We start from the raw sequence: 24,110 nt of genomic DNA on the forward strand, positions 1-24,110 counted from the left end.
AACACTCACAAACATTCCGGCTGGTACGCCGGGCTCGCCGGGCCCTTGGAGGCCAGGGCGTGGCTGACCAGCTGGTGCACCACCGGGTCGTTGGGCGCCTGGTCGTGCTCGATCGGGTCGAGCGGGCACTTGTCCTGCAGGGTGATGTTGGTGACCTGCCGGGCCGGCCCGCTGAGGAACTGGCTCGGGTAGGGGGTGACGACCTCGTCGTACTTCGTGGAGAGCACGGTGTAGGACGGCCCGTTGACCGTGTCGCCGATCGCGTTCAGCTTCGCCAGGAAGGCCGATCCAGCCTCCTGGTCGGCGCAGGCCTGGCAGAGGAAACCCGGGTCGCCGGTGCCCAGGGGAACCTGGTCCGGCGTCGGCGCAATCACACCTTCGGTGCCGTGATTGGATGGCGCAATCCCGACGAGGTGGTTGACCTCTTTCGCTCCGCCGAGGAACCCGAGGTAGTACCGGGGCATCATTCCGCCCTGGCTGTGCCCGACGATGTCCACTTTCTGCGCCCCGGTGGCGCCCAGCACCCCGTCGACGAAGGAGGCGAGCTCCCCGGCGGACTCGGCGATGGGGCCGGTGGCGTCGACGCCGTTGGTGGTTCCGTAGTTGAGGGCGAAGACGCAGTAGCCCTCGGCTGCCAGGCGGGGTGAGAGCGTCGACCAGTTCTTCGCCATGCTCTCGAAGGTGCCGGGCACCAGCACCACGGGCCGCGGGTGCTCGGCGCTGGGCCTGCACGACCAGTCATTGGCTCCGGGCGGGGCGATGTCCGTAGTGTCGGCCGACGCGGGTGCTCCCCCGGCGAGGCTGGTGGCGGCGAGGGCGACGGCGGCCAGGGCGGTTCGGAAGCGGAAGGACATGGCGGAGGACCTCTTCGTATCGGCACGGGCCCGCAGGGGCATTGGACCCCGTCAACGCTAAGCGTACTTAGCAGTTTGGGCAATGGCTCCGGGAAACCGCTCATGCCGCCTGCCAGCGGACTGCCCGCCACGTCTTACACCCGCGATCTTTCCGCCCACCGACCCGCCGTGATCGGTGGGCATGTCCGGATATGCCCACCGATCAGGGGCCGCCACTGGGCAGGAGCACCGGCCTGCTCCAACCTGCCCACCGACCGGGGCCGGTCGGTGGGCAGAAGCACCGGTGCGGCCGGTCTCAAGCGCGGTGGGCCGCCACCTCGCGGTGCTCGTGGTCCTCAGCGTCGGGCCCGGCGGCGCGGTGGGCCGGCACCTGGCCCTTGGCCAGGGCGGAGGGCCACCAGATGCGCGGGCCCAGATCGTAGGCCAGCGCCGGCACCAGCAACGACCGCACCAGGATGGTGTCGAGCAGCACGCCGAACGCGACGATGAAGGCGATCTGCGCGAGGAAGAGGATCGGAATGACGCCCAGGGCGGCGAAGGTCGCCGCCAGCACCACGCCCGCGGAGGTGATCACGCCGCCCGTCACGCCCAGCCCGCGCAGGATTCCGGGCCGGGTGCCCAGCCGCAGTGACTCCTCGCGGACCCGGGTCATCAGGAAGATGTTGTAATCCACCCCCAGTGCCACGAGGAACACGAAGCCGAACAGGGGAACGGAGGCATCGGCCCCCTCGAAGCCGAGCAGGTTGTTGAAGACCAGCGCCGAGACGCCCAGGGCCGTCGCGTAGGAAAGCACGACGCTCAGGATCAGCAGCACCGGCGCCACGACCGCGCGCAGCAGGAGCATCAGGACCACCAGGATGACCGCGAGGACGATGGGGATGATCTTGCCCAGGTCGGCCACCGCGGTGTCGTTGGTGTCCACGGCGATCGCCGTCACGCCTCCGACCAGCGAGTCAGGGCTCTGCTGCTCGAGGTCGGCGCGGAGGTCCCGCACGACGTTCTCGGCGTCCTCGGAGTCGGCCTGGAACTGCAGCGTGCCGCTGATCAGCACCCGGCCGTCGTTGACCTCGACGGCTCCGGCAGGGTCGGTGGCGAGGGCGGCCTCGGAGATGCCCGGGGTGTCCCCGACGAGGTCCAGGACGCGGTCCCGGTCCTCCTCGGGAGCGATGACGGCGATCGGACTGCCGGCGCCGGCGTCGAAGTGGCGGCCGAGCGCCTCCTGCCCGTCGACGGCGTTGGAGGAGCTCAGGATCACCTCCGACTGCGGCACACCGCTGGCCTGCAACTGGGTGAGGCCGAGCGCTCCGGCCCCCAGGATGACCAGCGAGCCGATCCAGACCGCACGGTACCGGCGGGCCACCAGGACGGCGACCGCCCGCCACAGCCCGCGCAGGCCCTCGGTGCCCGCGGGTCCGCCGGTGGAGGCGTTCCGGGCGCTGGCGCCCACCTTCGGCCGCAGCGGCCAGAAGGCGGCGCGGCCGAAGATCAGCAGCAGGGCCGGGAGCAGGCTCAGCGCGGCCGCCAGGGAGAAGACGATGCCGATGGCCGCGATGGGCCCGAGGCTGCGGTTCGAGTTGAGGTCGGAGAAGAGAAGGCACAGCAGCCCCAGGATCACCGTGGCCGCCGAGGCCGCGATGGGCTCAACCGATCCGCGGTAGGCCCGTTTCATCGCCTCCCAGGTGGACTGCACCTCCCCCAGGCTCTCCCGGAAACGGGCCACCAGCAGCAGCGCGTAGTCGGTCGCGGCGCCGATCACGAGGATCGAGAGGATGCCCTGGCTCTGCCCGCTGAGCTGGATCCAGTCCCACTTGGCGAAGGCGAACACCACGAGGATGGAGGTGGCCAGGGCGAACACCGAGGTCAGCAGGACAAGGAACGGCAGCACCAGGGAGCGGTAGACCCCGAGCAGGATGAGGAACACGCAGCCCAGTGCCACGCCGAGCAGGATTCCGTCGATGCCGCCGAAGGCGCTGACCAGGTCGGCGGTGAACCCCGCCGGCCCGGTGACGTAGCCGGTGGCGCCGTCGGGCAGTTCCGCGTTGAGCACCTCCCGAAGCTCGGCGACCACCTCGCCGAGTTCGGCGTCGGCCGAGACGAAGGCGAGGTACTGCACGGCGCCGAGGTCCTCCGCCGGGATGGGCCCGACGACGGTGGGGCCGCCGCCGGCCGGCGCCGCGAGGCCCTCGACCTCGGCGAGCTGCCCCGCGACGGCGGCGTAGGCTCCGAGCTCACCGGGCGCGATGTCCTCCGTGGACTCGGCGACGATGACGGCCGGCACCGCGTCGGAGTCCCGGAACTGCTCCTCGAACTCGCCGGCGGCCGTGGACTCGGCGCTTGCGGGCAGGAAAGACGCCTGGTCGTTGCTCGAGACCTCCTCGAGCCGGCCGAAGGTGGGGCCGCCGAAGCCGGCGCCGACCAGCCAGACCAGGACGATGAGGGCCGGGAGCAGAACGCGCAGCCAGGTGCTTTTCATGGTGGGGCCTTCCGAAAGAATTGTCTCTGCGGTCGAGTATATCCATGATGGAGATATTTGGGGAGGGGGCCTAGAGTAGGAAAAGGGAAGGAAGGGGTAACAGTGGGCAAGGACAACCGCGCGGCCATTCTGAGGCTCCTGCAGCAGTTCACCGCCGAGACCGAACGGTATGTCGACGTGGTGAGCACCAAGGACGCCCTGCACCGGACCGACCTGCACGCCCTGGGAATCCTCGTCGGGGCGGCCCAATCGGGCACGACCGTCACCCCGGGCAGGCTCCGCGAGGAACTGAACCTCAGCTCGCCGGCGACGACGGCCCTGATCGACCGGCTCACCACCGCCGGGCACGTCACCCGCGCCCGCAGCGACATCGACCGCCGGCAGGTGCACCTGGAGATGACCGAGAAGGCGCAGGCGGCCGGGTCACGGCTCTTCGCCCCCCTCGCCCAGCACATCTCGGCGGCGCTCGACCAGTTCAGCGACGACGAACTCGCCCTGCTCGCCACCATGCTGGAGCGCATCACGGCGGCGACGATTACTGCGAAGAATGACGCCGGAAGACTGCCCGGACCGGGACCGGGCGCTACCCTCGGACCATGAACAGCGAGGTGTACTCCCACGGCCACCATCCCAGCGTCACCCAGGCACACGCCGCCCGCACCCTCGCGGATTCCGGCGCCTACCTGATCGGGCACCTGCGGCCCGGCATGGACGTGCTCGATGTGGGCTGCGGACCCGGGAGCATCACCGCCGATCTGGCGCGCGCCGTCGCCCCGGGCACCGTGACGGGCCTCGACCGCTCGCCGGAGGTGGTGGCCGAGGCCGCCGACCTCGCCGCGGACCTGCCCAACGTGCGCTTCCAGGCCGGGAACGTCTACGACCTCGACTTCCCCGATGAGAGCTTCGACGTGGTCCACGCCCACCAGGTCCTGCACCACCTTGCCGATCCGGTGGCGGCCCTGCGCGAGATGCGCCGGGTCGCCCGCCCCGGCGGGTTCGTGGCGGTGCGCGACGCAGACTACGCCGCCATGAGCTGGTACCCCCGGCTTCCCGAGCTGGACGAGTGGATGGAGCTCTACCAGCGGATCGCCCGCGGCAACGGCGCCGAACCCGATGCCGGGCGCCGCCTGCTCGGCTGGGCGCAGGACGCCGGGTTTCAGGACATCGAGGTTTCCTCCTCGAACTGGCTCTACGCCACGGACGAACGCCGCCGGGCGCACTCGGAGTCCTGGGCCGCACGGGTGCTTCACTCGGCGTTCGCCGATCAGGCGCTGGAACGGGGGCTTGCGGACCGGGACGACCTCGAACGCATCTCGGCCGGCTGGCTTGCCTGGGGGCGCGCGCCGGAGGCCACCTTCCTGATGCCGAGCACGGAGATCCGCGCCCGTCCCTGACCCGACGGCCGCAAGGCGGGGCCGGCAGCGGCCAGGAATTACTATGAACAGGTGAACCCCTCGGTCTGGCTCGCGCTCCTGGGCGCCGGCACCCTTATCAGCTTCACCCCCGGCGCCGGCGCGGTGAACACCATGAGCAACGCGCTCACCGTCGGCTTCCGCCGGGCGATCTGGGGCATCGCCGGCCAGCAGGCCGCACTCCTGATCCACATTCTGGTTGTGGCGGCCGGGGTCGGGCTGCTCGTCGCCAGCTCCCCGGTGGCCTTCAGCATCATCCGCTATTCGGGCGCCGCCTATCTGATCTATCTGGGCGTCCGGAAGTTCCTGGCGGCACCGGAGCCCGAGGAAGCCGCCTCCATCCGCCGTCTCGAGGGCCCGCTCTCCATGTTCCGGCGCGGGCTGTGGGTGAATCTGCTCAACCCGAAGGCGGTCGTCTTCTTCCTGGCGTTCATTCCGCAGTTCATCGAACCCGAGAAGCCCCTGCTGGGCCAGTACGGCGTGCTGGCGGGAACAGTGGTGGCGATCGACGTGCTGGTGATGTGGTTCTTCTATGCAGCCGCGGCACGCTCCTTCCAGCGCTACACGCGCAGCCACCGCGGGCAGAAGGCCCTCAACCGGGTCTTCGGCTCCCTCTTCGTCACCGTGGGGGTGCTCCTTGCCTTCGCCTGATACCCCTGCGGTCATCCTCTCCCGGCCCCGCACCCGCCGGCTCCCCGCCACCCTGTGGAAGTAGCTATGGAAGCCTATTCCGGCCGGGCCGGCGTCCCCCTCATCCTCGCAGTGGACGGGCGTTCCGGCGCGGGCAAGACCACCCTGGCCGTGGAACTGGCGGCGCTGCTGCGCGAACACCACCGCGTGAGCCTGTTCCATCTCGAGGAAATCTATCCCGGCTGGGACGGACTCGCCGGAGGTTTGGCCCGCTACGTCGAGTCGGTCCTGCGCCCCCTGGCCGCCGGGGGCACGGCCAGCTGGCACGCCTGGGACTGGGAGCGCGGAACCGACGGTCCGCTGCGGCGGACCGAACCGGCCGAGATTGTGATTATGGAGGGCGTCGGGGCCTCCTGCGCCGCCGCCCGGCCCTACCTCGATGCCGCCCTGTGGGTCGAAGCGCCCGACGACGTCCGCCGCACCAGCGCCCTCACCCGGGACGGCGACACGTTCGCTCCGTTCTGGCAGCGCTGGGCCGACCAGGAACTCGCCTGGCTCGCCCAGGACGACCCGGCGGGAAACGCGGACCTCATCGTCCAGGGCCACCGCGGCCTGGGCACCCCGCACGAGGTCCGGCTGGCCCTGTCCGGGCTGCCGCGGTGGGCCGCCCCCATGTCACCCGAGCGCGCAGGGCGCCGCGGCCTGCGGGTCCATGCCGAGCGCCTTGAGCATGAGCCCTCGACCCCTGAGGTGTTCGCCGGACTGTACGGCTCCTCACCCTCGGCGGTGTGGCTCGACAGCTCCGACGCCGGAGAGAGCAACGCCCCGGAGCGCAGCCGGTTCACCATCCTGGCCGACGACGGCGGCCGGTACGGCCAGTCGGTCCGCCACCGCGCCGGCCTCACCGAGGTCACCGCGGGCGCCGTCACCGCCCGCATCTCCGGTCAGTTCTTCCGCTGGCTCGACGGCGTCTGGGGCCGCGGCAGCATGCGTGCCCCCGCCGGCTATGAGTGCGGCTTCGCCCTCGGCTGGCTGGGCTACCTCGGCTACGAACTGAAGCGGGAGACCGGAGGGGCGTCCCTGCCGGCGGTTCCGCTTCCCGACGCGGCCCTGATCTTCGCCGGGCGCGCCGTCGTCGTCGACCATCAGCAGCGGTGCACCTTCCTGCTCACCCTCGGTGACGGCACGGCGGACCCGGAGTGCGGACGCTGGCTCGAGGCCGCACGGGCCACGGTGCTCGGCGCCCCGGCGCCGGGAAGCCGCATCACCCGGAACCCCGCGCCGGCCGGACCGGCCCCCGTCTTCACCGCCCGCGACAGCCGGGCCGGGTACCTCGGCAAGATCAAGGAATCGCAGGCGGAGATCGGGGAGGGCAACACCTACGAGGTCTGCCTGACCACGGCGCTGGAGGCCAGGCTCGAGGGCGCCGTCGACCCGCTGCCGCTGTACCTGGCGCTGCGGGAAGCCAACCCCGCGCCCTTCGCCCACCTGATGCGCTTCCCCGGCGCCGCGCTCGCCAGCACCTCCCCCGAGCGGTTCCTGCGGCTCGACGCCGACGGGTTCCTGCGTGCCGAGCCCATCAAGGGCACCCGGCGCCGCTCCGCCGACCCGGTGGAGGACGAGGCCCTCCGGCGGGACCTCGGGGCGTCGCTGAAGGACCGCGCGGAGAACATCATGATCGTTGACCTGCTGCGCAACGACCTCTCGCACTTCGCCGTCCCGGGCTCCGTGACGGTCAGCCGGCTGTGTGCCATCGAAAGCTACGCCACCGTGCACCAGATGGTCAGCACCATCGACGCCCGGCTGCGGCCGGGATCCTCACGGGCGGAGGCCGTCTCGGCGGCCTTCCCCGCCGGATCGATGACCGGGGCGCCGAAGATCAGCACCATGGCCCTGCTCGACCGCCTCGAGGAGGCTCCGCGGGGCGCCTATTCCGGGGCGGCCGGCTACTTCTCCCTGACCGGCGCGGCCGACCTCGCCGTCGTCATCCGCACCCTGGTCCTCGAGGACGACGGCGGGGCCACCCGGGTCTCGCTCGGCGTCGGCGGGGCGATCACCGCCGACTCCGTGCCGGAGGAGGAATGGGAGGAAGTGCGCACCAAGGCCTTCGGCGTGCTGTCGGCCCTCGGGTCGCGCTTCCCCGACTGAGGCCGGTCGCGGTCGTTATGCTGGCGGCATGACAGTTCTGGTGTTCCTTGATTCAGCCTTCGAGCACGGCCGCGTGGTCGATGCGTCCCAGCCCCAGCTCATGGCCACCGACCAGGGTGCCACCCGCGGCGACGGCGTCTTCGAATCCCTGCTCGCCGTCGACGGAGGCGTCCGCAAGGAACGGGCCCACCTGGCACGGCTGGCGTCGTCGGCGGCGGCCCTGCGCCTGGAGATTCCTGACGCGGAAGCGTGGGGCCGGGCCATCCGCACCGCGCTCACCGAGTACGCCGCCTCAACCCCCGGCCAGCCCGAGGCCGTGGTGAAGCTGATCGCCACCCGCGGGGTCGAGGGCGCGGGGCCCACGGCCTGGGTCGCGGTCTCCCCCGTCCCCGCCGCCACGCGCCGGCAGCGGGAGACCGGCGTTTCGGTGCTGCTGCTCGACCGCGGCTACGACAGCACCGTCGCCCAGCGGGCACCCTGGCTGCTGCTGGGTGCCAAGACCCTCTCCTACGCGGTGAACATGGCCGCCATCCGCCACGCGAAGGAACACGGCGCCGACGACGTCATCTTCACCTCCTCCGACGGGAAAGTCCTTGAGGGACCTACCTCCACCGTGCTGACCGCCCGCCACCGCGACGGCGTCAAGACGCTCGTGACGCCCCAGCTTGAGAGCGGAATCCTGCCCGGGACCTCCCAGGGCGCACTGTTCAAGGCGGCCGCTGAGGCCGGCTGGCAGCTCGGCTACGGCCCGCTGGAGCCCAAGGACCTGCTGGAGGCCGACGCCGTCTGGCTGATCTCGAGCATCCGGCTGCTGACGCCGGTGACGGCGATCGACGGTGCGGCCATCCCCACGGCGCCGGAACTCACGGCGGAACTCGCCGCGCTCGTCGACCGGTTCCTCTGACCGTGGGTGTGGGACACCAGGACCTGGATCCCGCGCCCAAAGGGTGGCCCGAGAAACTGGCGGACGCCGGCGCCCCCCTCTGCATCCCGATCGTCCTTTCGGTATCGGCGTTTTCGCCCCTGCGGGAATCGGCCGGACTCTGGTCTGCCCTGGCCATCGTCATTGTGGGCAGTCTCGCGACAATCGTGCTCGCCGAGGTGCTCCTGCGGCCGGCGAGGAGAAAACGGACTGCGCTGGACGCGGAGCGGGGGCTGTTCGAATGCGCCCACCGTGAGAAAGGATCGGTGCGCACGGGAAAATGGGCGCCGGGGTACGCGAAGGCAGAGCCGGGCGCGCTGTTGTTTCAGGCGAAGACCGGTACCAACGGGCCCGTTGCCGGCCCGGTGAAGGTTTACCTGGAGCCCCGGCTCGTCGGCCGGACGGCAGAGGCCTCATGGTGGGTGTTTCCCGGCGGGAACGCCGTCACGCTGGGTACGAATCGGGGCGGCGTCGAACTGCTTGCATCGCCGGCGAGTTTGGACCTGCTCACCGAGCGGACCCTGAACGGCTGAAGTCGGCGGGTTCTGCCGCCGGCCCGCCTCGAGGAAGATCGCCTGCGGTACGCCTTAGGACAGGATGAGGTTCCAGGTCCCGGCCGCCACCGCGGCGGTCACCGCGGCCGCGGCGAGTGCGGCGCCTGCGGCGGCAACCCAGAAATCGACGCCACTGAAGGTGCTCTCCCGTGCCCAGGTCCGCGGCCCGGCGCCGAAGCCGCGGGCCTCCATGGCCACGGCCAGCCGGGTGGCCCGGCGGATCGCCTGGACGAGGAGCCCGAATGACTGCCCCAGGAAGTCCCGCACGCGGGCGAGGGGGCTCCCATCCGGTCCGGCGCCGCGGGCGTGGCGGGCCAGACCGAGCGTGCGCCACTGGTCGAGCAGCAGACCGGCGAGCCGCATCGCGGCCAGCGCGCTCAAGACGAACCGGTGCGGCAGGCGCAGCTTCTGCCCCAGGGCATCGGCGAGGTCGGTCGGATCGGTCGAGATCATGAGGAAGATGCCGGGCAGGGCCACGGCCAGCCCGCGCAGGGCCACCGCGATGCCGGCGCCGACCGAGCCCTCGGTGAAGAGGAAGGGCCCGGCGTCAAGCAACACCCGTCCCGTCTTCTCGGCCAGCAGCGCCGTGCCGTACCCGCCCACCGCCGCCGCCGCCACCAGCGGCCAGATCCTCAGCAGAAGTCTGCGGGCACTGATCCCCAGCAGGGGCATCAGCAGCAGTTCCCCGGAGAGCACGACGGCGGCACTGACCCAGTCGATGCTGAGCATGACGGCCACCGTCACGATTCCCGCGGCGAACAGCTTCGAGAGCGGGTTGGCGCGCAGCAGCACCGCCCCGCTGAGAACGGGCGCCGACAGGTCCGTGCTCATGCCGCCGCCGTCAGGGCGGCGCTGCCGGCCCGCACTTCGAGGATGCCGCCGCCGAGGGCGCGGGTGAAGTCATCGTCGTGGGTCACCGACACCACGCTGCGTCCGTCCGCGACGAGCCCGCGCAGCAGGCCCACGAGTTCGGCCCAGGTTCCGGCGTCCTGGCCGAAGGTCGGCTCATCGAGCACCAGGACAGCGGGCCGGGTGGCGAGCACGGTCGCCACCGACAGCCTCCGTTTCTCCCCGCCGGAGAGCGTGAACGGGTTGGCGTGCAGCAGGTGGGTCAGCCGCAGCCGCTCGGCCAGGGCCTCGATCCGGGGACCGTACTCGGCGGCGGGGATCCGGGCCGAACGCGGCCCGAACTCCAGCTCCTGCGCGACGGTGCCCGTGAGGAACTGGTGCTCGGGGTCCTGGAAGACGGAACCGATGCGCTGTACCAGCTGGGCGGACTTCCACCGCGCCGGGTCCGCCCCGGCGCCGCGGGCCAGTGTGTCGGCGGCCGTGACGGTTCCAGCGCGGGCGCGCAGCAGGCCGGCGAGGGTCAGCGCCAGCGTCGACTTGCCCGACCCGTTCGCCCCGACAATGCTGAGCACCGAGCCCTCCGGCAGGGACAGCTCGACGCCCTCAAGGACGGCCGGGGCCCGCCCGGTGCGCGCCACGGAGAGCCCGCCGGCGGCCAGCAGTTCCGGTCCCGGCGTCCGGGTTCCCGGTGCCTCCGCCAGCGGCGGACGCCAGCCGGGAATCCACACCCCGGCCCCGGCGAGCACCGAACGGGTGGCCGGGTCTCCCAGCACCGCTGCGGGCGGGCCGTCGGCGAGGATGCCCCCGCCCGCGCCGAGGACCACAACCCGGTCGACGACGTCGGCCCATACCGCCACCCGGTGTTCGACGACGACGAGGGTCGCGTTCGTCCGGTCGAGGGTGCGCACCACCGCGTCGCGCACCTCGATGACGCCCTGCGGGTCCAGGTTGGCCGTCGGCTCGTCGAGCAGCAGCAGCCCCGGGCGCATGGCAAGCACCGCCGCGAGGGCGAGCCGCTGTTTCTGGCCGCCGGAGAGCGCGGAGGTGGAGCGGTCGAGCGGAACGTCGAGGCCGACGTCGTCGAGGGACTCCCGGACGCGCCGCCAGATCTCCGGGCGCGGCACCGAAAGGTTCTCGGCCCCGAAGGCCACCTCGTCGCCGACCCGGGCGAGCACGATCTGGGAGTCCGGGTCCTGCAGCACGAGCCCGGCCCGGCCGCGGCGGGCCGCGGGGGGTTCGCCGTCGAGCAGGATCCTGCCCTCCTGCTCGCCCTCCTCGGCGTCGCCCAGGACGCCGGCGAGCGCGGAGAGCAGGGTCGACTTGCCCGAGCCCGAAGCGCCCAGCAGCAGCACCCGCTCGCCGGGTTCGATGTGCAGGTCGACGCCCCGCACCGCGAAGCCCGGCCGCCCGGCGTGCCGCCACCCCCACCCCTCGGCGGTGGCGGCAACCGGGCGGGTGGAGCCCGCGGTCACCGGTCCGCCGTGCGTCCGGCGGCGAAGGAGGAGAGCACCCCGGTCTTCGCCAGCCCGCGCACGGCAAGCCAGGACAGCAGCCCGGCAATGAGAACGCCCGAGACCGAGGCGAACAGCACGTACAGCAGCTGATACTCAACGGACCAGAGGGCGTTGTAGAGAATGTTCTCGCTCACGGCCAGGGAGATGCCGGCTCCGAGCCCGGCCAGCAGCGCGACCCCAACGTTCCACTTCCGGTACAGGAAGAGCAGGAACACCAGTTCCGCCCCGAGGCCCTGGATAAAGCCCGACAGCAGCACCAACAAGCCGAACTGGGTGCCGAGCAGGGCCGAAACGGCGGCGGCGAGGACCTCGCAGTAGATGGCGGCGCCCGGCTTGCGGATGATCAGGCCGCCGAGCACCCCGGCGATCAGCCAGCCGCCGGTGTAGAGGCCCAGCAGCGGCGGGAACGCGCCGGTCAGCAGTTGGACGCCGCTGTAGCCGGCGGACCAGGCGAAGAAAATGACGCCGACGGCGACGGCGAGGACCGACGCGACGACGATGTCGACGACGCGCCATTGGAAGCGGCGCGGGGACGTGCCCGTGCGGGGGGTGGCTTTGGTGAGAGCCATGGTGGAATCCTCCTGAGGTACAGGAGGGGAGGGCACCCCGCCCACGGCACGCGTGCCGGTGGCGTTCGCCCTGAGAACTCGACTCCCTTCGCCGGTACTAACCGGATCAGGTTCGAGGGTCTGCGGTGGTCCGCACTCTCAGCGCCCGGTTCCGTCGGCAGCCCTGCTGCGTCCGGTCGGCGCTCCCCTGTCGTATGTTTGCGCGACCGAGTCTACACCTGGTCCCGGCGGCGGCGCCCGTGCGGTTCTCCGCCGCGGTGCCGCCCGGGCCCGGCACCGCTAGGCTTGTTTGAGATTCAGTCAACCGAAGGAGATCCAATGCACCTGCTGATTAAGCTGCTCGGTACCGGAATGGGCCTCGGCGCTGGGATTGTTGCCAGCAAGCTAGTCGACTTCCTGTGGGAGAAGATCACCGGGGAGGCCTCGCCCAAGGGCACCGAGGGACTTGAGAACACGGTCCGGTCCGCGCTGGCTTTCGCCCTGATCTCCGGTGCGATCCGGACCACCATCCAGGTGTTCACCAACCGCGGCATGCAGAGGGCGATCGAGCGGTTCGAGAAGACCCGCGACCTCACCTGAGCCGTCGCTGAACGGCGCCGAAACGCGCCCAACGCGCCGCCCGGGCGGCGGGTCGGGGCGCCGGTAGCATTCACCCTATGACCAAGGACCAGCAGCTGCCGATGCCCGCGAAGAGTGCTGCTCCGGCGCCGTCGACCCGGCCCACCCCCATTCTCTCGCGGCAGGTCCTGTCCTGGGCTTCGTGGGACTGGGGGTCGGCGGCCTTCAACGCGGTGATGACCACGTTCGTGTTCACCGTGTACCTCACCTCCGACGCATTCGGCGGGGAGGAACGCGCCTCCTCGACCCTGGGCTGGGGCCTCGCCGCCGCCGGCCTGCTGATCGCCCTCCTCGCGCCGGTCACCGGCCAGCGGTCGGACAACGGGGGCCGCCGGAAGCTCTGGCTGGGTGTGAACAGCCTGACCGTGGCCCTGCTCACCGGGCTGTGCTTCTTCGTCTTCCCCCGGCCCGAACTGCTGCTCCTCGGCGTGGCCCTGATCGCCGCCGCGAATATCTTCTTCGAGTTCGCCGGCGTGAACTACAACGCCATGCTCTCCCAGATCTCCACTCCGTCAAGCGTCGGCCGGATCAGCGGCTTCGGCTGGGCCATGGGGTACGTGGGCGGCATCATCGCCCTGGTCATCGTCCTCGTGGCCTTCGTCCAGCCGGTGGTGGACTGGGCCGGGTCCTCGACCGAGGAGGCGCTGAACATCCGCCTGGTGGCGGTCTTCTCCGCCCTGTGGTTCCTCGCCTTCGCCCTGCCCGTCATGTTCGCAGTGCCCGAGGTGCCCCGGCAGCCGAAAGCGGCGCAGCTCGGCTTCTTCGCCTCCTACGGGCTCCTGATCCGCCGGGTGAAGGCCATCTACCGGACCAGCCCTCACACCATTTTCTTCCTGCTGGCCAGCGCGGTCTTCCGCGACGGCCTGGCCGCCGTCTTCACCTTCGGCGGCATCATCGCGGCCGGCACCTTTGGCTTCGAGCTGAGCCAGGTGATTGTCTTCGCCATCGCCGGCAACGTGATCGCTGCGCTGGGCGCCGTCGTCGGCGGGTACTTCGATGACCGGGTCGGGCCCAAGCGGGTGATCGCGGCCTCGCTGATTGGCCTGCTGGTCGCAGGCTCGGCGGTCCTGATCCTCGGCGCCGAGAGGTATTCCTTCTTCGGCATGGAATGGACGGGCTCCACCACCTTCTGGGTGTTCGGCCTTCTGCTGACCCTGTTCGTCGGTCCCGCCCAGGCGTCCTCGCGGGCGTACCTGGCCCGGCTGGCCCCGGAGGGAGGCGAGGGCGAACTGTTCGGGCTGTACGCCACCACCGGGCGCGCCGTCAGTTTCCTCGCCCCGACCCTGTTCGCCCTGTCGATCGGTATCTTCGGCGCGCAGCGGTACGGCATCCTGGGGATCCTGGTCGTGCTGCTGGCGGGGCTGCTCCTGCTGCTGCCGGTGAAGCCTCCGGCACAGGTGGCTCCGGCCGTCGTCCCGGCGGCCTGAGGCGCCCGGCCCGGAACCTTCGCTCGCCGCTCCTTCCGCCCCCTAGACCGGCCGAAACAGCACCCCAGCGCCTTCCGTGGCACGCTCCTTCGCCGAAATTGCAGCACACCACGCTTTGAAGCGCCCATAACGTGGTGATCTGCGGTTTCAACGACAATGACCCCGGCCCTGTACCACTCCATCTCCGCGAAACAGCAGCACACCACCTTCCGCGGCACACCCCTCCGCCGAAACTGCAGCACACCACGCATTGAAGCGCCCATGACGTGGTGATCTGCCGAATCAACCGAGAAGGACGGCGGCGACAGCGCCGCGCGCGCCCATCGAATGGCCGCCGTGGATCTTGGCTTACCCGTCTGAGCGGCCGTCCCAGCCGTTCCGCATCAGGGCATCCCGCACCTTCACCACTGCCGCTGCTGAACCGAACGCGTCCATGAAGCGAGCGGTGATGATGACCTGTGTCCATCCCGCGCGCACGGTTGCTTCATTGCGCGCAATGTCCAGCTCCTGCCGCCCCCGCTCGAAGTGGTGTACGCCGTCGTACTGGATGGCGACCTTGTAACTCGGGTACGCGAGATCTGGCCATACGACGTGACCGCCGGCTTCGTCGGTGATGACCCACCCCAGCACGGGTTCTGGGAGACCCGCCCGGACGAGGGCGAGACGGAGCATTGTCTCTGATGCCGAATCACATCCCACGCGGACCAGCGGCAATGCCTCCCGCGCAGTGCGCACTCCCCGTGACCGGAGGTGGGTCGTCAGCATCTGCGACAGCTCCTCGACCGATGCCAAGGCCTCCCGCTTTTCCGCGAAAATCCTGTGGTTTCGGTTCACTACGTGATCCCCGGCCGCCACCAGGGCATCGACTGAGATGAGCTGTGCAAGGTCGAACCAGGTCCGCGCCGGGGTGGTGACCGGAATACCATCGAGGGTTGTCGTCTCCGTCGGCGGAAGCTTCATCGAATGGCCCCGCACGCCCTTGCGGCGAGGGGCCGACGTCCCGTGCGGACAGATGAGATGCACGGCAAAACCGGGCCCAAGGTCACCCGGCAGGGGGATCGCCCACAGGCTTGCGGCCGTCGAGAAACCAACAACCGCCCCCGGGGTCACTCTAAGCAGCGGGCGCAAGGAGTCGGCGAGCGCCTGTGCTGCGCCCCACGGCACCCGTATTCCCCGGCTCGGCGTCGTGAGATCAGACGATTCCGTCCGCCGTCGGGAAACACCGGTAAACCTCGCCTCCTCAAGGGTGAAGGAACGGCCGGCGAGGGCCCGCGGCAGGGGTTGTGGAGAGCGCATGCGGCCAGTGTCGGGAAGATGCCCGGGCCATTGGCGTCGGATCCGCTCTATGTGGATGAGGGGCAGGAGCACCACCGCCCGTCATCCACCGAAACTGCAGATCACCACGCTTCACGCGCCCCGAAAGGTGGTTAGCTGCACACTCGCCGATTGGACCTGCGCGCCAGACTCGCCAAACGCCCGTGCTCACCACCGAAACTGCAGATCACCACGCTTCACGCGCCCCGGAAGGTGGTTAGCTGCACACTCGGCGCATAGAGGGCGAAGCCGGCCACGCGAGCCTCTGGCGAAACTGCAGATCACCACGCTTCACGCGCCCCGGAAGGTGGTTATCTGCGCACTCGGCGCATGGAGGGCACACTCGGCGCTCGGGGGTGCACACCGGCGCTTGGAGCGCGGGACCTAGATCGAGGTCCTGTGGAAGTTCAGGTGGCTGCGGGAGGCGGTGGGGCCGCGCTGGCCCTGATACCGGTTGCCGTACTCGCCCGAACCGTACGCGTGCTCCGCCGGCGAGGTCAGCCGGAAGAAGCACAGCTGGCCGATCTTCGAGCCCGGCCAGAGCTTGATCGGCAGGGTCGCCATATTGGAGAGCTCAAGGGTGACATGGCCGGAGAACCCCGGATCGATGAACCCGGCGGTGGAGTGGGTGAGCAGGCCCAGGCGCCCCAGTGAGGACTTGCCCTCGAGCCGCGCCGCGACGTCGTCGGGCAGGGTCACCGCTTCGTAGGTCGACCCCAGCACGAACTCCCCCGGGTGGAGGATGAACGGCTCATCCGGGGCCACCTCGACGAGCCTGGTCAGGTCCGGCTGGTCCTCGGCCGGGTCGATGTGGGCGTACTTGTGGTTGTCGAACAACCGGAAGTACCGATCGATCCGCACGTCGACGCTGGACGGCTGGACCATCGCCGGGTCGTAGGGATCCAGCTCGATGCGGGAGGCGGAAATTTCGGCACGGATATCACGGTCAGAGAACAGCACGCTACAAAACTACAGGAGTCAGCGGCCGATCTCGGTGCGCACGGCGAACAGCTCCGGGAAGAAGGTCAGCTCGAGCGCCCGCTGCAGGAAGCCGACGCCGGAAGAGCCGCCGGTGCCCTGCTTGAAGCCGATGGTGCGGGCAACGGTCTTCAGGTGCCGGAACCGCCACAGCTGGAAATTGTCCTCAAGGTCGACGAGCTCCTCGCAGGCCTCGTAGACATCCCAGTTGGCCGCGGCGTTCTCGTACACCTCCTTGTACACCTGGACGAGCGCGGGGGTGAAGACGTGCGCGGTGCTCACGTCGCGGTTCAGCAGCTCCTCGGGGACCGCGTAGCCGCGCCGGGCGAGGTAGGCGATGAACTCGTCGTAGATGCTGCTTTCGGTAAGCAGGCCCGAGAGCAGTGAGTGCGCGGCCTCGTCGTCGGCGAATACCGCCAGCATCGCCTCGTTCTTGTTGCCGAGCAGGAACTCCACCGCCCGGTACTGGTAGGACTGGAAACCGCTCGCCGAGCCGAGGTCGCCACGGAATTCGGCATACTCCGACGGCGTGAGGGTGGCCAGCACCGACCACTGTTCGGTGAGCGAGCGCTGGATGTGCTTGATCCGGGCGATGCCCTTCATGGCGGCGCGCAGGTCGTCGGCGCGCAGGAACCGGCGGACCCCGCCGAGTTCGTGAAGAACGAGCTTTAGCCACAGTTCCGAGGTCTGGTGCTGGATGATGAAGAGCATTTCGTCGTGGTGCTCGGGCCGGCTGACCGGCTGCTGCGCGGCGAGCAGCAGGTCAAGGCGCAGGTAGGAGCCGTAGCTCATCTTGTCCGCAAAATCCCGTTCGATCCCGGCCTCGAGGCTGCGGGTGTTCTTCTCGACACTCATGGCTCAACAGTACGACCAGCTCCACCGGGGTCCACCGCCACGGCAGCGGGTGTCGCGGCGGCGGGTCATTGATGGGTGTCGGTGCCGGGGTTTAGGTTGGGACCAACCGAGGAGGCCCATGCACCCGCACTGCAGCATCGTCCCGCCCCACCTGCTGGCCCATCTGGCGGCGGTGGATGACCCCCGGCATGCGGTGGCGGCCCGGGCCGCCCGCAGGGCCCTCGTGCAGCTCGACCCCCTGCTGGCCGGCCGGGAGGAGGCCTTCGCGGCGCCGGTGCCGCCACGCACCGCGGTGGGCCGGCCGCTGGAGCGGAGGATCTCCGACGCCGGAGGGCAGGAAATCCTGCCCGGCACGCTGGTCCGGGGCGAGGGCGACGCCGCGACCGGGGATGCGGCCACCGATGAGGCCTACGACGGCCTGGGCGCCACCGATGCCCTCTTCCGCCAGGTGTACGGAAGGGCGTCCATCGACGGCGCCGGCCTGCCACTCGCGGCGACCGTGCACTACGGGGAGCTGTACGACAACGCGTTCTGGGACGGCGAACGCATGGTGTTCGGCGACGGCGACGGCGATGTCTTCGGCCGTTTCACCCGGTCCCTGACTGTGATCAGCCATGAACTGACCCACGGTTTCACCCAGTATTCGACCAATCTGGTCTACGAGGGTCAGTCGGGTGCGCTCAACGAATCCCTCTCGGACGTCTTCGGCGTGCTCGTCGAACAGCACCACCTCGGGCAGACTGTTGACCAGGCCAGCTGGCTCGTGGGCGAGGGAGTGTTCACCGATCAGGTGCAGGGCCGGGCCCTGCGGTCGCTGGCCGCCCCGGGAACCGCCTACGACGACGATGTGCTGGGCCGGGATCCCCAGCCCGCGACCATGTCGGACTTCGTGATCACCACCTCCGACAACGGCGGCGTCCACATCAACTCCGGCATCCCCAACCATGCCTTCTACCTCACGGCGCTGCACCTGGGCGGCTATGCCTGGGAGCGGGCGGGCAGGATCTGGTTCGACGCCGCGGTCGGCGGCGGCATCCAGGCCAACAGCGGATTCCGCCTCTTCGCCGACGTGACGCAGGAGGCTGCTCGAGCCCGGTTCGGGCAGGACTCGGCGGAGCACGAAGCGGTGAGGCAGGCGTGGGCGAAGGTCGAGGTGACCGGGTGAGGGTCGAAATCTCCCGGTCGGGGGGCTTCGCCGGCATGACCCGGACCTGGAGCCTTGAGGTGAGCCCCGCCGAGGCCGAGGAGAGGTGGCTTCCGCTGGCGGACCGGGCGGCGGAAGCGCCCCAGGAGGAGGAATCCCGGCGGGAGCGGGACCAGCGCGACCGTTACGTCTATCACATCGTGATCGGCTACCAGGAGGTGACCCTGCCGGAGAGCCGGCTCGACGAGCCGTGGAAGGAACTGATCGAACGCGCCCGGCGCGGGTCGACCGGCTGACCGCGCTGACGGCAGGCCCGCCCCGGCGCAGGCACCACCCGGCGCAGGCTCGGGCAGCGCCCGATCCCCCGCCGGAACCGTCCCTGCCGCGCCGTAGTGCGGCGGTCGCGGCCCGCCCGGCCGAAATGTTGTAGGGTTATGGAGCGGTTCAACCGCAGTGCGGGCGTAGCTCAATGGTAGAGCGCTAGCTTCCCAAGCTCGATACGCGGGTTCGATTCCCGTCGCCCGCTCACTTTCCCCGGCCGCGGCTCTCCGCGGCCCGGGCCCTGTGCGCTGTGAGCGATCCCGTCCTTTCCGCCTCACCGGCGGCAGTATCCTTGATCCTGATGAACCGGACAATGTTTAAATCCAAGATCCACCGGGCCACGGTGACCCACGCCGACCTCCACTACGTCGGCTCGGTCACCGTCGACCTCGATCTCCTCGATGCCGCCGATATCCTCCCCGGCGAGCTCGTGTCGATCGTCGACATCACCAACGGTGCACGCCTTGAGACCTACACCATCGCCGGCGAGCGCGGTTCCGGAGTAATCGGCATCAACGGGGCCGCGGCCCACCTGGTTCACCGCGGCGACCTGGTCATCCTCATCACCTACGCGTCAATGACGGACGAGGAAGCCCGGGCCTACGTCCCGTCGGTGGTCCACGTGGACGCCGGCAACCGGATCCTCCAGCAGGGCACCGACCCTGCCGAGGCCGTGACCGCGGACCTGCAGCGCCCGCCGCACGCCGTGGACGCCGCGGCCCGCTAAGCCCGCAGGCACCGGCCGGCCACCCTCAAACCGGCCTCCGTCATGCGTCCGTCGTGGATAAACGCCTTCTGCCTCTCCCGGCACATCCGCCACACCTGCATCTGATTAGTAAGCCTCCTGTCTAGCGCATTCCGCGCTCTGGGCTTATGGTCAAAAAGCACGCAGGTTGTCTGGGCTGGCGCCTCGCTCGAAGCGTCGGCTGGGTTGTCTACAAAGATGTGGAGGCTCGGTAGGTATGCCGACAAGGAAACGAAATTCCACCCGCAATCGATCGCGCGCCGGCACCGTGGCATCGGTGCTGGCAGGCACGCTGCTTATGAGCGGATGCGGACCGGCGGACGGCACCGAAACCCTGACCTGGTACATCAACCCGGACGCCGGCGGTCAGGCCGACATCGCGGAGCGCTGCACCGAAGAGGCCGGGGGCGCCTACCGGATCGAGACCTCCCTCCTCCCCAGCGACGCCGCCTCCCAGCGCGAACAGCTCGCCCGGCGCCTGGCAGCCGGAGACTCCTCCCTCGATATCATGAGCCTGGACCCGCCGTTCATCCCCGAACTCGCGGAGCCGGGTTTTCTCGCTCCTGTGCCCGACGACGTCGCCGAGAGCACCACGCAGAACGTTGTCGAGGGGGCCCTGGCGGGGGCGACCTGGAAGGACGAGCTGGTCACTATCCCCTTCTGGGCCAACACGCAGATCCTCTGGTACCGCAAGTCGGTGGCCGAGGCGGCCGGGCTGGACATGTCCAAGCCGGTCACCTGGGATCAGCTGATCGACGCCGCCGCGGAGCAGGACAAGTACCTCGGCGTCCAGGGCGCCCAGGCCGAGTCGATGACCGTCTGGGTGAACGCCCTGGTCGAATCGGGCGGCGAGTCGATCATCGTGGACCCGGAGGCGACGTCCGACGAGATTGAACTGGCGCTCGAGTCTCCCGCGGGGCTCGAAGCGGCCCGGATCGTCTCCACGATCGGCGATGAGGGACTCGGCGGTCCCGGCCTGGCCACCCAGGACGAGAACACCTCGATGATCAACTTCCAGGGAGACAACGGATCGTTCATGGTGAACTGGCCCTTCGTCTGGCCCGCCACCAACGGTGCGGTCGAGGCCGGGACCCTCGATGCGTCACTGATCGAGGACATCGGCTGGGGCATCTACCCCCAGGTCACCGAGGGCGAGGAATCCGCTCCGCCGCTGGGCGGCATCAGCCTCGGCGTCGGGGCCGCCAGCGACAGCCCGGACCTCGCCTACGAGGCGATCGAATGCATCGTGTCGCCGGAGAACCAAGCCGAGTACTTCGTCAGTAACGGCAACCCGCCGGCCAACACCGAGGCCTATGAGGATCCACGGATCGAGGAAGCCTTCCCCATGGCCGACACCATTCGGGAGTCGCTTGAGCAGTCGGCCCCGCGCCCTCAGACCCCGTTCTACAACGAGGTCTCCACGGGCATCCAGCAGACCTGGGCCCCGCCGGCCGGTGTCAATCCTGAGACGACACCGGAAAATTCAACCGAATTCATCATCTCCGTCCTCCGAGGGGAGCAACTGTTGTGACTTCCGCAATACCGGCAAAACCCGTCAGCCCCGACCTCGAGGCGGAGACAGCGCCGAGCGTCGGGCCCGGGGGCCCCTCCGATAAGAAAGCCGTCGCCCAATACAGCGAACGCGTCCGCGCCGAGCGCCGGCTCGGCTGGATCCTCGCCGGCCCCGCCTTCATCATCATGCTGGCGGTGACCCTGTATCCGATCCTTCAGGCCATCTACGAGTCCCTGTTCCAGTTCCGGCTCACCGCCCCGGATGAACGGGAGTTCATCGGTCTGGGCAACTACCTGGTCATCCTGACCGACAACGTCTGGTGGAAGGACCTCGGAACCACCCTGCTGATCACCGTGATCACCGTCGCGGTCGAGCTCGTCCTTGGGTTCGCGCTCGCGCTGGTGATGCACAAGGCCCTCAAGGCGGTCCGCGGACCGCTGCGCACGGCCATCCTCGTCCCCTACGGCATCATCACCGTGGTCTCCGCCTTCGCCTGGTTCTACGCCTTCGACATCAACTCCGGGTACGTGAACAGCTGGTTCGCCTGGCTTCCCGGCATCGACTCCGACCTGAACTGGTTCGCCCAGGGCGGCACGGCCCTGTTCGTCATCATGGCCTCGGAGATCTGGAAGACCACGCCGTTCATCTCGCTGCTGCTGCTGGCGGGCCTGGCGCAGGTGCCGGATGAGCTGACCGAGGCCGCCAAGGTCGACGGCGCCACCTGGTGGCAGCAGATGCGCAAGGTCATCATCCCGAACATGAAGGCCGCGATCATGGTCGCGGTGCTCTTTCGGGCGCTGGACGCCTTCCGGATTTTCGACAATGTGTTCATCATGACCAACGGCGCGTACGGCACCGAGGTGCTCTCGCTGCTGGCCTACCGCCAGTCGATCAGCAGGCTTGAGATCGGCCTGGGCTCGGCGGTCTCGGTGCTGCTGTTCCTCTGCGTGCTGATCATCTGCTTCGTCGCCATCAAGCTGTTCAAGGTGGACCTCGCCGGGGCCCAGGGAGGTAAGTGATGACAAGTACTAAGTCCAAGGTCCTGTGGGGCATCGTCACCGTGCTGGTGCTGGTGTACGCGCTCTTCCCCGTGGCCTCGATCCTCTCCACCTCGTTCAAGGCCCCCAGCGACCTGACCAACCAGAGGTTCCTTCCCTCACCGGGGCAGGCGACCACCGGAAACTACGAGCAGATCCTCGTCGGAGACGCGCAGGGACTGTTCCTCACGGCGCTGCGCAACTCGATCGGCATCTGCCTCATCGCGACGTTCATTGCCGTCGTCCTGGCCACCCTGTGCGCCTATGCGATCGCCCGGCTGGACTTCCCCGGCAAGAAGCTGGTGCTGACCACCGCACTGGCGGTCTCCATCTTCCCGGTTATCTCGATCGTCACACCGCTGTTCAACCTGTGGCGCTCCATCGGGCTGTACGATACCTGGCCGGGGCTCATCATTCCGTACCTGTCCCTGACCCTCCCGATCTCCATCTGGACGCTCGCCGCGTTCTTCCGGCAGATCCCCTGGGAACTTGAGCAGGCGGCCCAGGTCGACGGCGCCACGACCTGGCAGGCGTTCCGCAAGGCGATCGTTCCGCTGGCCGCGCCCGGCGTCTTCACCACGGCGATCATCGCCTTCTTCATCGCCTGGAACGACTTCGTCTACGGCATCTCACTCACCTCCACCGAAGCGGCCCGGCCGGTGCCGGCGGCCCTGGCCTTCTTCACCGGCGCATCGCAGTTCGAAGCGCCGACCGGGGCGATCTCCGCGGCAGCGATCATCGTCACCATCCCGGTCGTCGTGCTGGTACTGGCGTTCCAGCGTCAGATTGTTTCAGGCCTGACTCAGGGCGCCGTCAAGGGCTGACGCCCGGATCAAGAAAAGGATTCCAAGAAAATGGCTTCAATTACCCTCAACCACCTCGTCAAGAAGTACGGCGACGGCTTCCCCGCCGTCAACGACGTCAGTATCGACATCGCAGACGGCGAGTTCATCATCCTCGTCGGTCCGTCGGGCTGTGGAAAATCGACGCTGCTGCGCATGATCGTCGGCCTTGAGGACATCACCGACGGCGACCTGCTCATCAACGGCACCCGGGTCAACGACAAGGCCCCCCGTGACCGCAACCTGGCCATGGTGTTCCAGAACTACGCCCTGTACCCCCACCTGACGGTCTATGAAAACATCGCCTTCCCGCTCCGTCTGGCCAAGGGCAAGCACACCGACGAGGAGATCGACCGCCTGGTCACCGAGGCGGCCGGAACGCTGGAACTCACCGACCACCTGCAGCGCAAGCCGGCGAACCTCTCAGGCGGCCAGAGGCAGCGCGTGGCCATGGGCCGGGCGATTGTGCGCCAGGCGGACGCGTTCCTCTTCGACGAGCCGCTGTCGAACCTCGACGCCAAGCTGCGCGGGCAGATGCGTTCGGAAATCTCCCAGATGCAGCGCCGGCTCGGGGTCACCTCCGTCTATGTCACGCACGACCAGACGGAGGCCATGACCCTCGGCGACCGCGTCGCGGTGCTGAAGAAGGGCGAGCTGCAGCAGATTGCCTCGCCCCGGGAACTCTACGAGCAGCCCCGCAACCTGTTCGTCGCCGGATTCATCGGCTCCCCGTCGATGAACTTCCTGCCCGCCACCATCGAAGGCAACGTGCTGCGCACCGCGCTGGGCGACCTCGCGATCCCCGCAGACAAGGCAGCCAAGGCCGCCGGTAAGAAGGTCGTCCTGGTCGGGGTGCGGCCGGAGTTCTTCGAGGACGCCAAACTCGTTGAGGAGTCCAAGCGGGCCCACGGCTCCACCTTCCGGGCCACCCTGTCCCATACGGAGTGGCTGGGCAACGAGCAGTACGGGTACATCAACTTCGACCCCGCCCCCGAGGTGCGGGAACTGCTCAACAACCTGGCCAGGGAGATGGACGCCGATGAACTGCGGCCCCAGGTGGTCGTCACCCTCGACGCCGCGAGCCGGATCCGCGGCGGCCGGGAGGCGGAGATCTGGCTCGACACCCGGAAGCTGCACCTGTTCGACCCCGAGACCGGGGACAACCTCACCCGGGACGTCGAGGCCGGTGCGGCTCTGACCGAGGAGGCCAACCAGGAGCGCGCCGAGGAAATCGCCAATGCCCAGGGCGACGGGCACAGCACTGCCTCCGGCTTCGCCAGCAGCAACACCGGCGGAGGCGCCCCGGCGGGGGCGTCCGCCGGCGGCAGCTCCCGCGGCGGCGCCACTGCGGCGGGCGGCAAGCACACCACCGGCTGAGCCGGGCCGGCCCG

The 24,110-nt window shown here is 69.4% G+C and carries 23 protein-coding genes, 1 tRNA gene and 1 riboswitch; of the genes, 16 read left to right on the forward strand and 8 right to left on the reverse strand.

Annotated elements, in window-relative coordinates:
• Positions 1 to 5: 5 nt before the first annotated feature.
• Positions 6 to 854 carry a triacylglycerol lipase gene (locus QZX79_RS03230; protein WP_294564551.1) on the reverse strand — a complete coding sequence of 283 codons (849 nt, stop codon included), beginning with the start codon at positions 852 to 854 and terminating at the stop codon, positions 6 to 8.
• A gap of 295 nt (positions 855 to 1,149) precedes the next feature.
• Positions 1,150 to 3,327, reverse strand: a complete 2,178-nt coding sequence (locus QZX79_RS03235; RefSeq protein WP_294564553.1) for an efflux RND transporter permease subunit — start codon at positions 3,325 to 3,327, stop codon at positions 1,150 to 1,152.
• A 102-nt stretch (positions 3,328 to 3,429) separates the two neighbouring features.
• Between QZX79_RS03235 and QZX79_RS03240 the strand changes: the two genes are divergently transcribed.
• The 6 genes from QZX79_RS03240 (at position 3,430) to QZX79_RS03265 (ending at position 8,972) form a co-directional block, all read left to right on the forward strand.
• Positions 3,430 to 3,927: a MarR family winged helix-turn-helix transcriptional regulator gene (locus tag QZX79_RS03240; protein ID WP_294564556.1), complete on the forward strand. Its 498-nt coding sequence runs from the start codon at positions 3,430 to 3,432 to the stop codon at positions 3,925 to 3,927.
• Positions 3,924 to 4,721, forward strand: a complete 798-nt coding sequence (locus QZX79_RS03245; RefSeq protein WP_294564559.1) for a methyltransferase domain-containing protein — start codon at positions 3,924 to 3,926, stop codon at positions 4,719 to 4,721. Before QZX79_RS03240 ends, QZX79_RS03245 begins: the two co-directional genes overlap by 4 nt.
• Before the next feature lie 51 nt (positions 4,722 to 4,772).
• A complete protein-coding gene (locus QZX79_RS03250; protein ID WP_294564562.1) occupies positions 4,773 to 5,390 on the forward strand; it encodes a LysE family transporter in 618 nt (205 codons plus the stop codon).
• Between the two features lie 66 nt (positions 5,391 to 5,456).
• Entirely contained in the window at positions 5,457 to 7,517 is a 2,061-nt protein-coding gene (pabB, locus tag QZX79_RS03255; RefSeq protein WP_294564565.1) for an aminodeoxychorismate synthase component I, read from the forward strand.
• A gap of 28 nt (positions 7,518 to 7,545) precedes the next feature.
• Positions 7,546 to 8,421 (forward strand): aminodeoxychorismate lyase, encoded by an 876-nt coding sequence (locus QZX79_RS03260; protein ID WP_294564568.1) that lies wholly within the window; start codon positions 7,546 to 7,548, stop codon positions 8,419 to 8,421.
• 8 nt (positions 8,422 to 8,429) lie between these two features.
• Entirely contained in the window at positions 8,430 to 8,972 is a 543-nt protein-coding gene (locus tag QZX79_RS03265; protein WP_294564570.1) for a hypothetical protein, read from the forward strand.
• A gap of 54 nt (positions 8,973 to 9,026) precedes the next feature.
• Here the strand turns inward: QZX79_RS03265 and QZX79_RS03270 are convergent, their stop codons facing one another.
• Genes QZX79_RS03270 through QZX79_RS03280 form a run of 3 tightly spaced genes read right to left on the reverse strand, consistent with a single transcriptional unit; the run spans position 9,027 to position 11,925 of the window.
• Positions 9,027 to 9,824: an energy-coupling factor transporter transmembrane protein EcfT gene (locus tag QZX79_RS03270; RefSeq protein ID WP_294564572.1), complete on the reverse strand. Its 798-nt coding sequence runs from the start codon at positions 9,822 to 9,824 to the stop codon at positions 9,027 to 9,029.
• Positions 9,821 to 11,314, reverse strand: coding sequence for an ABC transporter ATP-binding protein (locus QZX79_RS03275; RefSeq protein ID WP_294564574.1), 1,494 nt, complete (start codon positions 11,312 to 11,314; stop codon positions 9,821 to 9,823). Before QZX79_RS03275 ends, QZX79_RS03270 begins: the two co-directional genes overlap by 4 nt.
• Positions 11,311 to 11,925 (reverse strand): ECF transporter S component, encoded by a 615-nt coding sequence (locus tag QZX79_RS03280; protein ID WP_294564576.1) that lies wholly within the window; start codon positions 11,923 to 11,925, stop codon positions 11,311 to 11,313. The genes QZX79_RS03275 and QZX79_RS03280 overlap by 4 nt, the downstream gene beginning before the upstream one ends.
• A gap of 66 nt (positions 11,926 to 11,991) precedes the next feature.
• A riboswitch (TPP riboswitch) is annotated at positions 11,992 to 12,124 on the reverse strand.
• Positions 12,125 to 12,243: 119 nt separating this feature from the next.
• Between QZX79_RS03280 and QZX79_RS03285 the strand changes: the two genes are divergently transcribed.
• Both QZX79_RS03285 and QZX79_RS03290 read left to right on the forward strand, forming a co-directional pair.
• Complete coding sequence (locus QZX79_RS03285; RefSeq protein ID WP_120167599.1) at positions 12,244 to 12,504, forward strand: DUF4235 domain-containing protein; 261 nt, start codon at positions 12,244 to 12,246, stop codon at positions 12,502 to 12,504.
• Positions 12,505 to 12,605: 101 nt separating this feature from the next.
• Positions 12,606 to 13,970 (forward strand): MFS transporter, encoded by a 1,365-nt coding sequence (locus QZX79_RS03290; RefSeq protein WP_294564661.1) that lies wholly within the window; start codon positions 12,606 to 12,608, stop codon positions 13,968 to 13,970.
• A 348-nt stretch (positions 13,971 to 14,318) separates the two neighbouring features.
• Here the strand turns inward: QZX79_RS03290 and QZX79_RS03295 are convergent, their stop codons facing one another.
• The 3 genes from QZX79_RS03295 to QZX79_RS03305 form a co-directional block, all read right to left on the reverse strand.
• Positions 14,319 to 14,930: a hypothetical protein gene (locus tag QZX79_RS03295; RefSeq protein WP_294564581.1), complete on the reverse strand. Its 612-nt coding sequence runs from the start codon at positions 14,928 to 14,930 to the stop codon at positions 14,319 to 14,321.
• Positions 14,931 to 15,668: 738 nt separating this feature from the next.
• The gene (dcd, locus tag QZX79_RS03300; protein WP_120167593.1) at positions 15,669 to 16,244 is read right to left on the reverse strand and encodes a dCTP deaminase; all 576 of its coding nucleotides are present in this window, start codon (positions 16,242 to 16,244) and stop codon (positions 15,669 to 15,671) included.
• Positions 16,245 to 16,262: 18 nt separating this feature from the next.
• Positions 16,263 to 17,117 carry a tryptophan 2,3-dioxygenase gene (locus QZX79_RS03305; protein ID WP_294564596.1) on the reverse strand — a complete coding sequence of 285 codons (855 nt, stop codon included), beginning with the start codon at positions 17,115 to 17,117 and terminating at the stop codon, positions 16,263 to 16,265.
• 118 nt (positions 17,118 to 17,235) lie between these two features.
• On the opposite strand from QZX79_RS03305, the gene QZX79_RS03310 reads away from it, so the two are divergent.
• From QZX79_RS03310 to ugpC, 8 genes are all read left to right on the forward strand, one after another.
• Positions 17,236 to 18,282 carry a M4 family metallopeptidase gene (locus QZX79_RS03310; protein ID WP_294564599.1) on the forward strand — a complete coding sequence of 349 codons (1,047 nt, stop codon included), beginning with the start codon at positions 17,236 to 17,238 and terminating at the stop codon, positions 18,280 to 18,282.
• The gene (locus QZX79_RS03315; RefSeq protein ID WP_294564602.1) at positions 18,279 to 18,557 is read left to right on the forward strand and encodes a protealysin inhibitor emfourin; all 279 of its coding nucleotides are present in this window, start codon (positions 18,279 to 18,281) and stop codon (positions 18,555 to 18,557) included. The genes QZX79_RS03310 and QZX79_RS03315 overlap by 4 nt, the downstream gene beginning before the upstream one ends.
• Positions 18,558 to 18,716: 159 nt before the next feature.
• Positions 18,717 to 18,787, forward strand: a tRNA-Gly gene (locus QZX79_RS03320).
• 96 nt (positions 18,788 to 18,883) lie between these two features.
• Entirely contained in the window at positions 18,884 to 19,309 is a 426-nt protein-coding gene (gene panD, locus QZX79_RS03325; RefSeq protein ID WP_294564605.1) for an aspartate 1-decarboxylase, read from the forward strand.
• Positions 19,310 to 19,625: 316 nt separating this feature from the next.
• Positions 19,626 to 20,858: an extracellular solute-binding protein gene (locus QZX79_RS03330; protein WP_294564607.1), complete on the forward strand. Its 1,233-nt coding sequence runs from the start codon at positions 19,626 to 19,628 to the stop codon at positions 20,856 to 20,858.
• Positions 20,855 to 21,859, forward strand: coding sequence for a carbohydrate ABC transporter permease (locus QZX79_RS03335; protein WP_294564610.1), 1,005 nt, complete (start codon positions 20,855 to 20,857; stop codon positions 21,857 to 21,859). Before QZX79_RS03330 ends, QZX79_RS03335 begins: the two co-directional genes overlap by 4 nt.
• Positions 21,859 to 22,701 carry a carbohydrate ABC transporter permease gene (locus QZX79_RS03340; protein ID WP_294564612.1) on the forward strand — a complete coding sequence of 281 codons (843 nt, stop codon included), beginning with the start codon at positions 21,859 to 21,861 and terminating at the stop codon, positions 22,699 to 22,701. The genes QZX79_RS03335 and QZX79_RS03340 overlap by 1 nt, the downstream gene beginning before the upstream one ends.
• Before the next feature lie 30 nt (positions 22,702 to 22,731).
• The gene (ugpC, locus tag QZX79_RS03345; protein WP_294564615.1) at positions 22,732 to 24,096 is read left to right on the forward strand and encodes an ABC transporter ATP-binding protein; all 1,365 of its coding nucleotides are present in this window, start codon (positions 22,732 to 22,734) and stop codon (positions 24,094 to 24,096) included.
• Positions 24,097 to 24,110: the final 14 nt, after the last annotated feature.

It is taken from the genome of uncultured Arthrobacter sp., from assembly GCF_902805515.1.
In the GTDB taxonomy this organism is placed as follows: Bacteria; Actinomycetota; Actinomycetes; order Actinomycetales; family Micrococcaceae; genus Arthrobacter_D.

Excerpts from the sequence above, each read along its gene's own strand:
- QZX79_RS03230 (WP_294564551.1), bottom strand. The coding sequence starts at position 854 with ATGTCCTTCCGCTTCCGAACCGCCCTGGCCGCCGTCGCCCTCGCCGCC.
- QZX79_RS03235 (WP_294564553.1), bottom strand. The coding sequence starts at position 3,327 with ATGAAAAGCACCTGGCTGCGCGTTCTGCTCCCGGCCCTCATCGTCCTG.
- QZX79_RS03245 (WP_294564559.1), top strand. The coding sequence starts at position 3,924 with ATGAACAGCGAGGTGTACTCCCACGGCCACCATCCCAGCGTCACCCAG.
- pabB (WP_294564565.1), top strand. The coding sequence starts at position 5,457 with ATGGAAGCCTATTCCGGCCGGGCCGGCGTCCCCCTCATCCTCGCAGTG.
- QZX79_RS03260 (WP_294564568.1), top strand. The coding sequence starts at position 7,546 with ATGACAGTTCTGGTGTTCCTTGATTCAGCCTTCGAGCACGGCCGCGTG.
- QZX79_RS03270 (WP_294564572.1), bottom strand. The coding sequence starts at position 9,824 with ATGAGCACGGACCTGTCGGCGCCCGTTCTCAGCGGGGCGGTGCTGCTG.
- QZX79_RS03280 (WP_294564576.1), bottom strand. The coding sequence starts at position 11,925 with ATGGCTCTCACCAAAGCCACCCCCCGCACGGGCACGTCCCCGCGCCGC.
- QZX79_RS03285 (WP_120167599.1), top strand. The coding sequence starts at position 12,244 with ATGCACCTGCTGATTAAGCTGCTCGGTACCGGAATGGGCCTCGGCGCT.
- QZX79_RS03290 (WP_294564661.1), top strand. The coding sequence starts at position 12,606 with ATGCCCGCGAAGAGTGCTGCTCCGGCGCCGTCGACCCGGCCCACCCCC.
- QZX79_RS03295 (WP_294564581.1), bottom strand. The coding sequence starts at position 14,930 with ATGAAGCTTCCGCCGACGGAGACGACAACCCTCGATGGTATTCCGGTC.
- QZX79_RS03305 (WP_294564596.1), bottom strand. The coding sequence starts at position 17,117 with ATGAGTGTCGAGAAGAACACCCGCAGCCTCGAGGCCGGGATCGAACGG.
- QZX79_RS03310 (WP_294564599.1), top strand. The coding sequence starts at position 17,236 with ATGCACCCGCACTGCAGCATCGTCCCGCCCCACCTGCTGGCCCATCTG.
- panD (WP_294564605.1), top strand. The coding sequence starts at position 18,884 with ATGAACCGGACAATGTTTAAATCCAAGATCCACCGGGCCACGGTGACC.
- QZX79_RS03330 (WP_294564607.1), top strand. The coding sequence starts at position 19,626 with ATGAGCGGATGCGGACCGGCGGACGGCACCGAAACCCTGACCTGGTAC.
- QZX79_RS03340 (WP_294564612.1), top strand. The coding sequence starts at position 21,859 with ATGACAAGTACTAAGTCCAAGGTCCTGTGGGGCATCGTCACCGTGCTG.
- ugpC (WP_294564615.1), top strand. The coding sequence starts at position 22,732 with ATGGCTTCAATTACCCTCAACCACCTCGTCAAGAAGTACGGCGACGGC.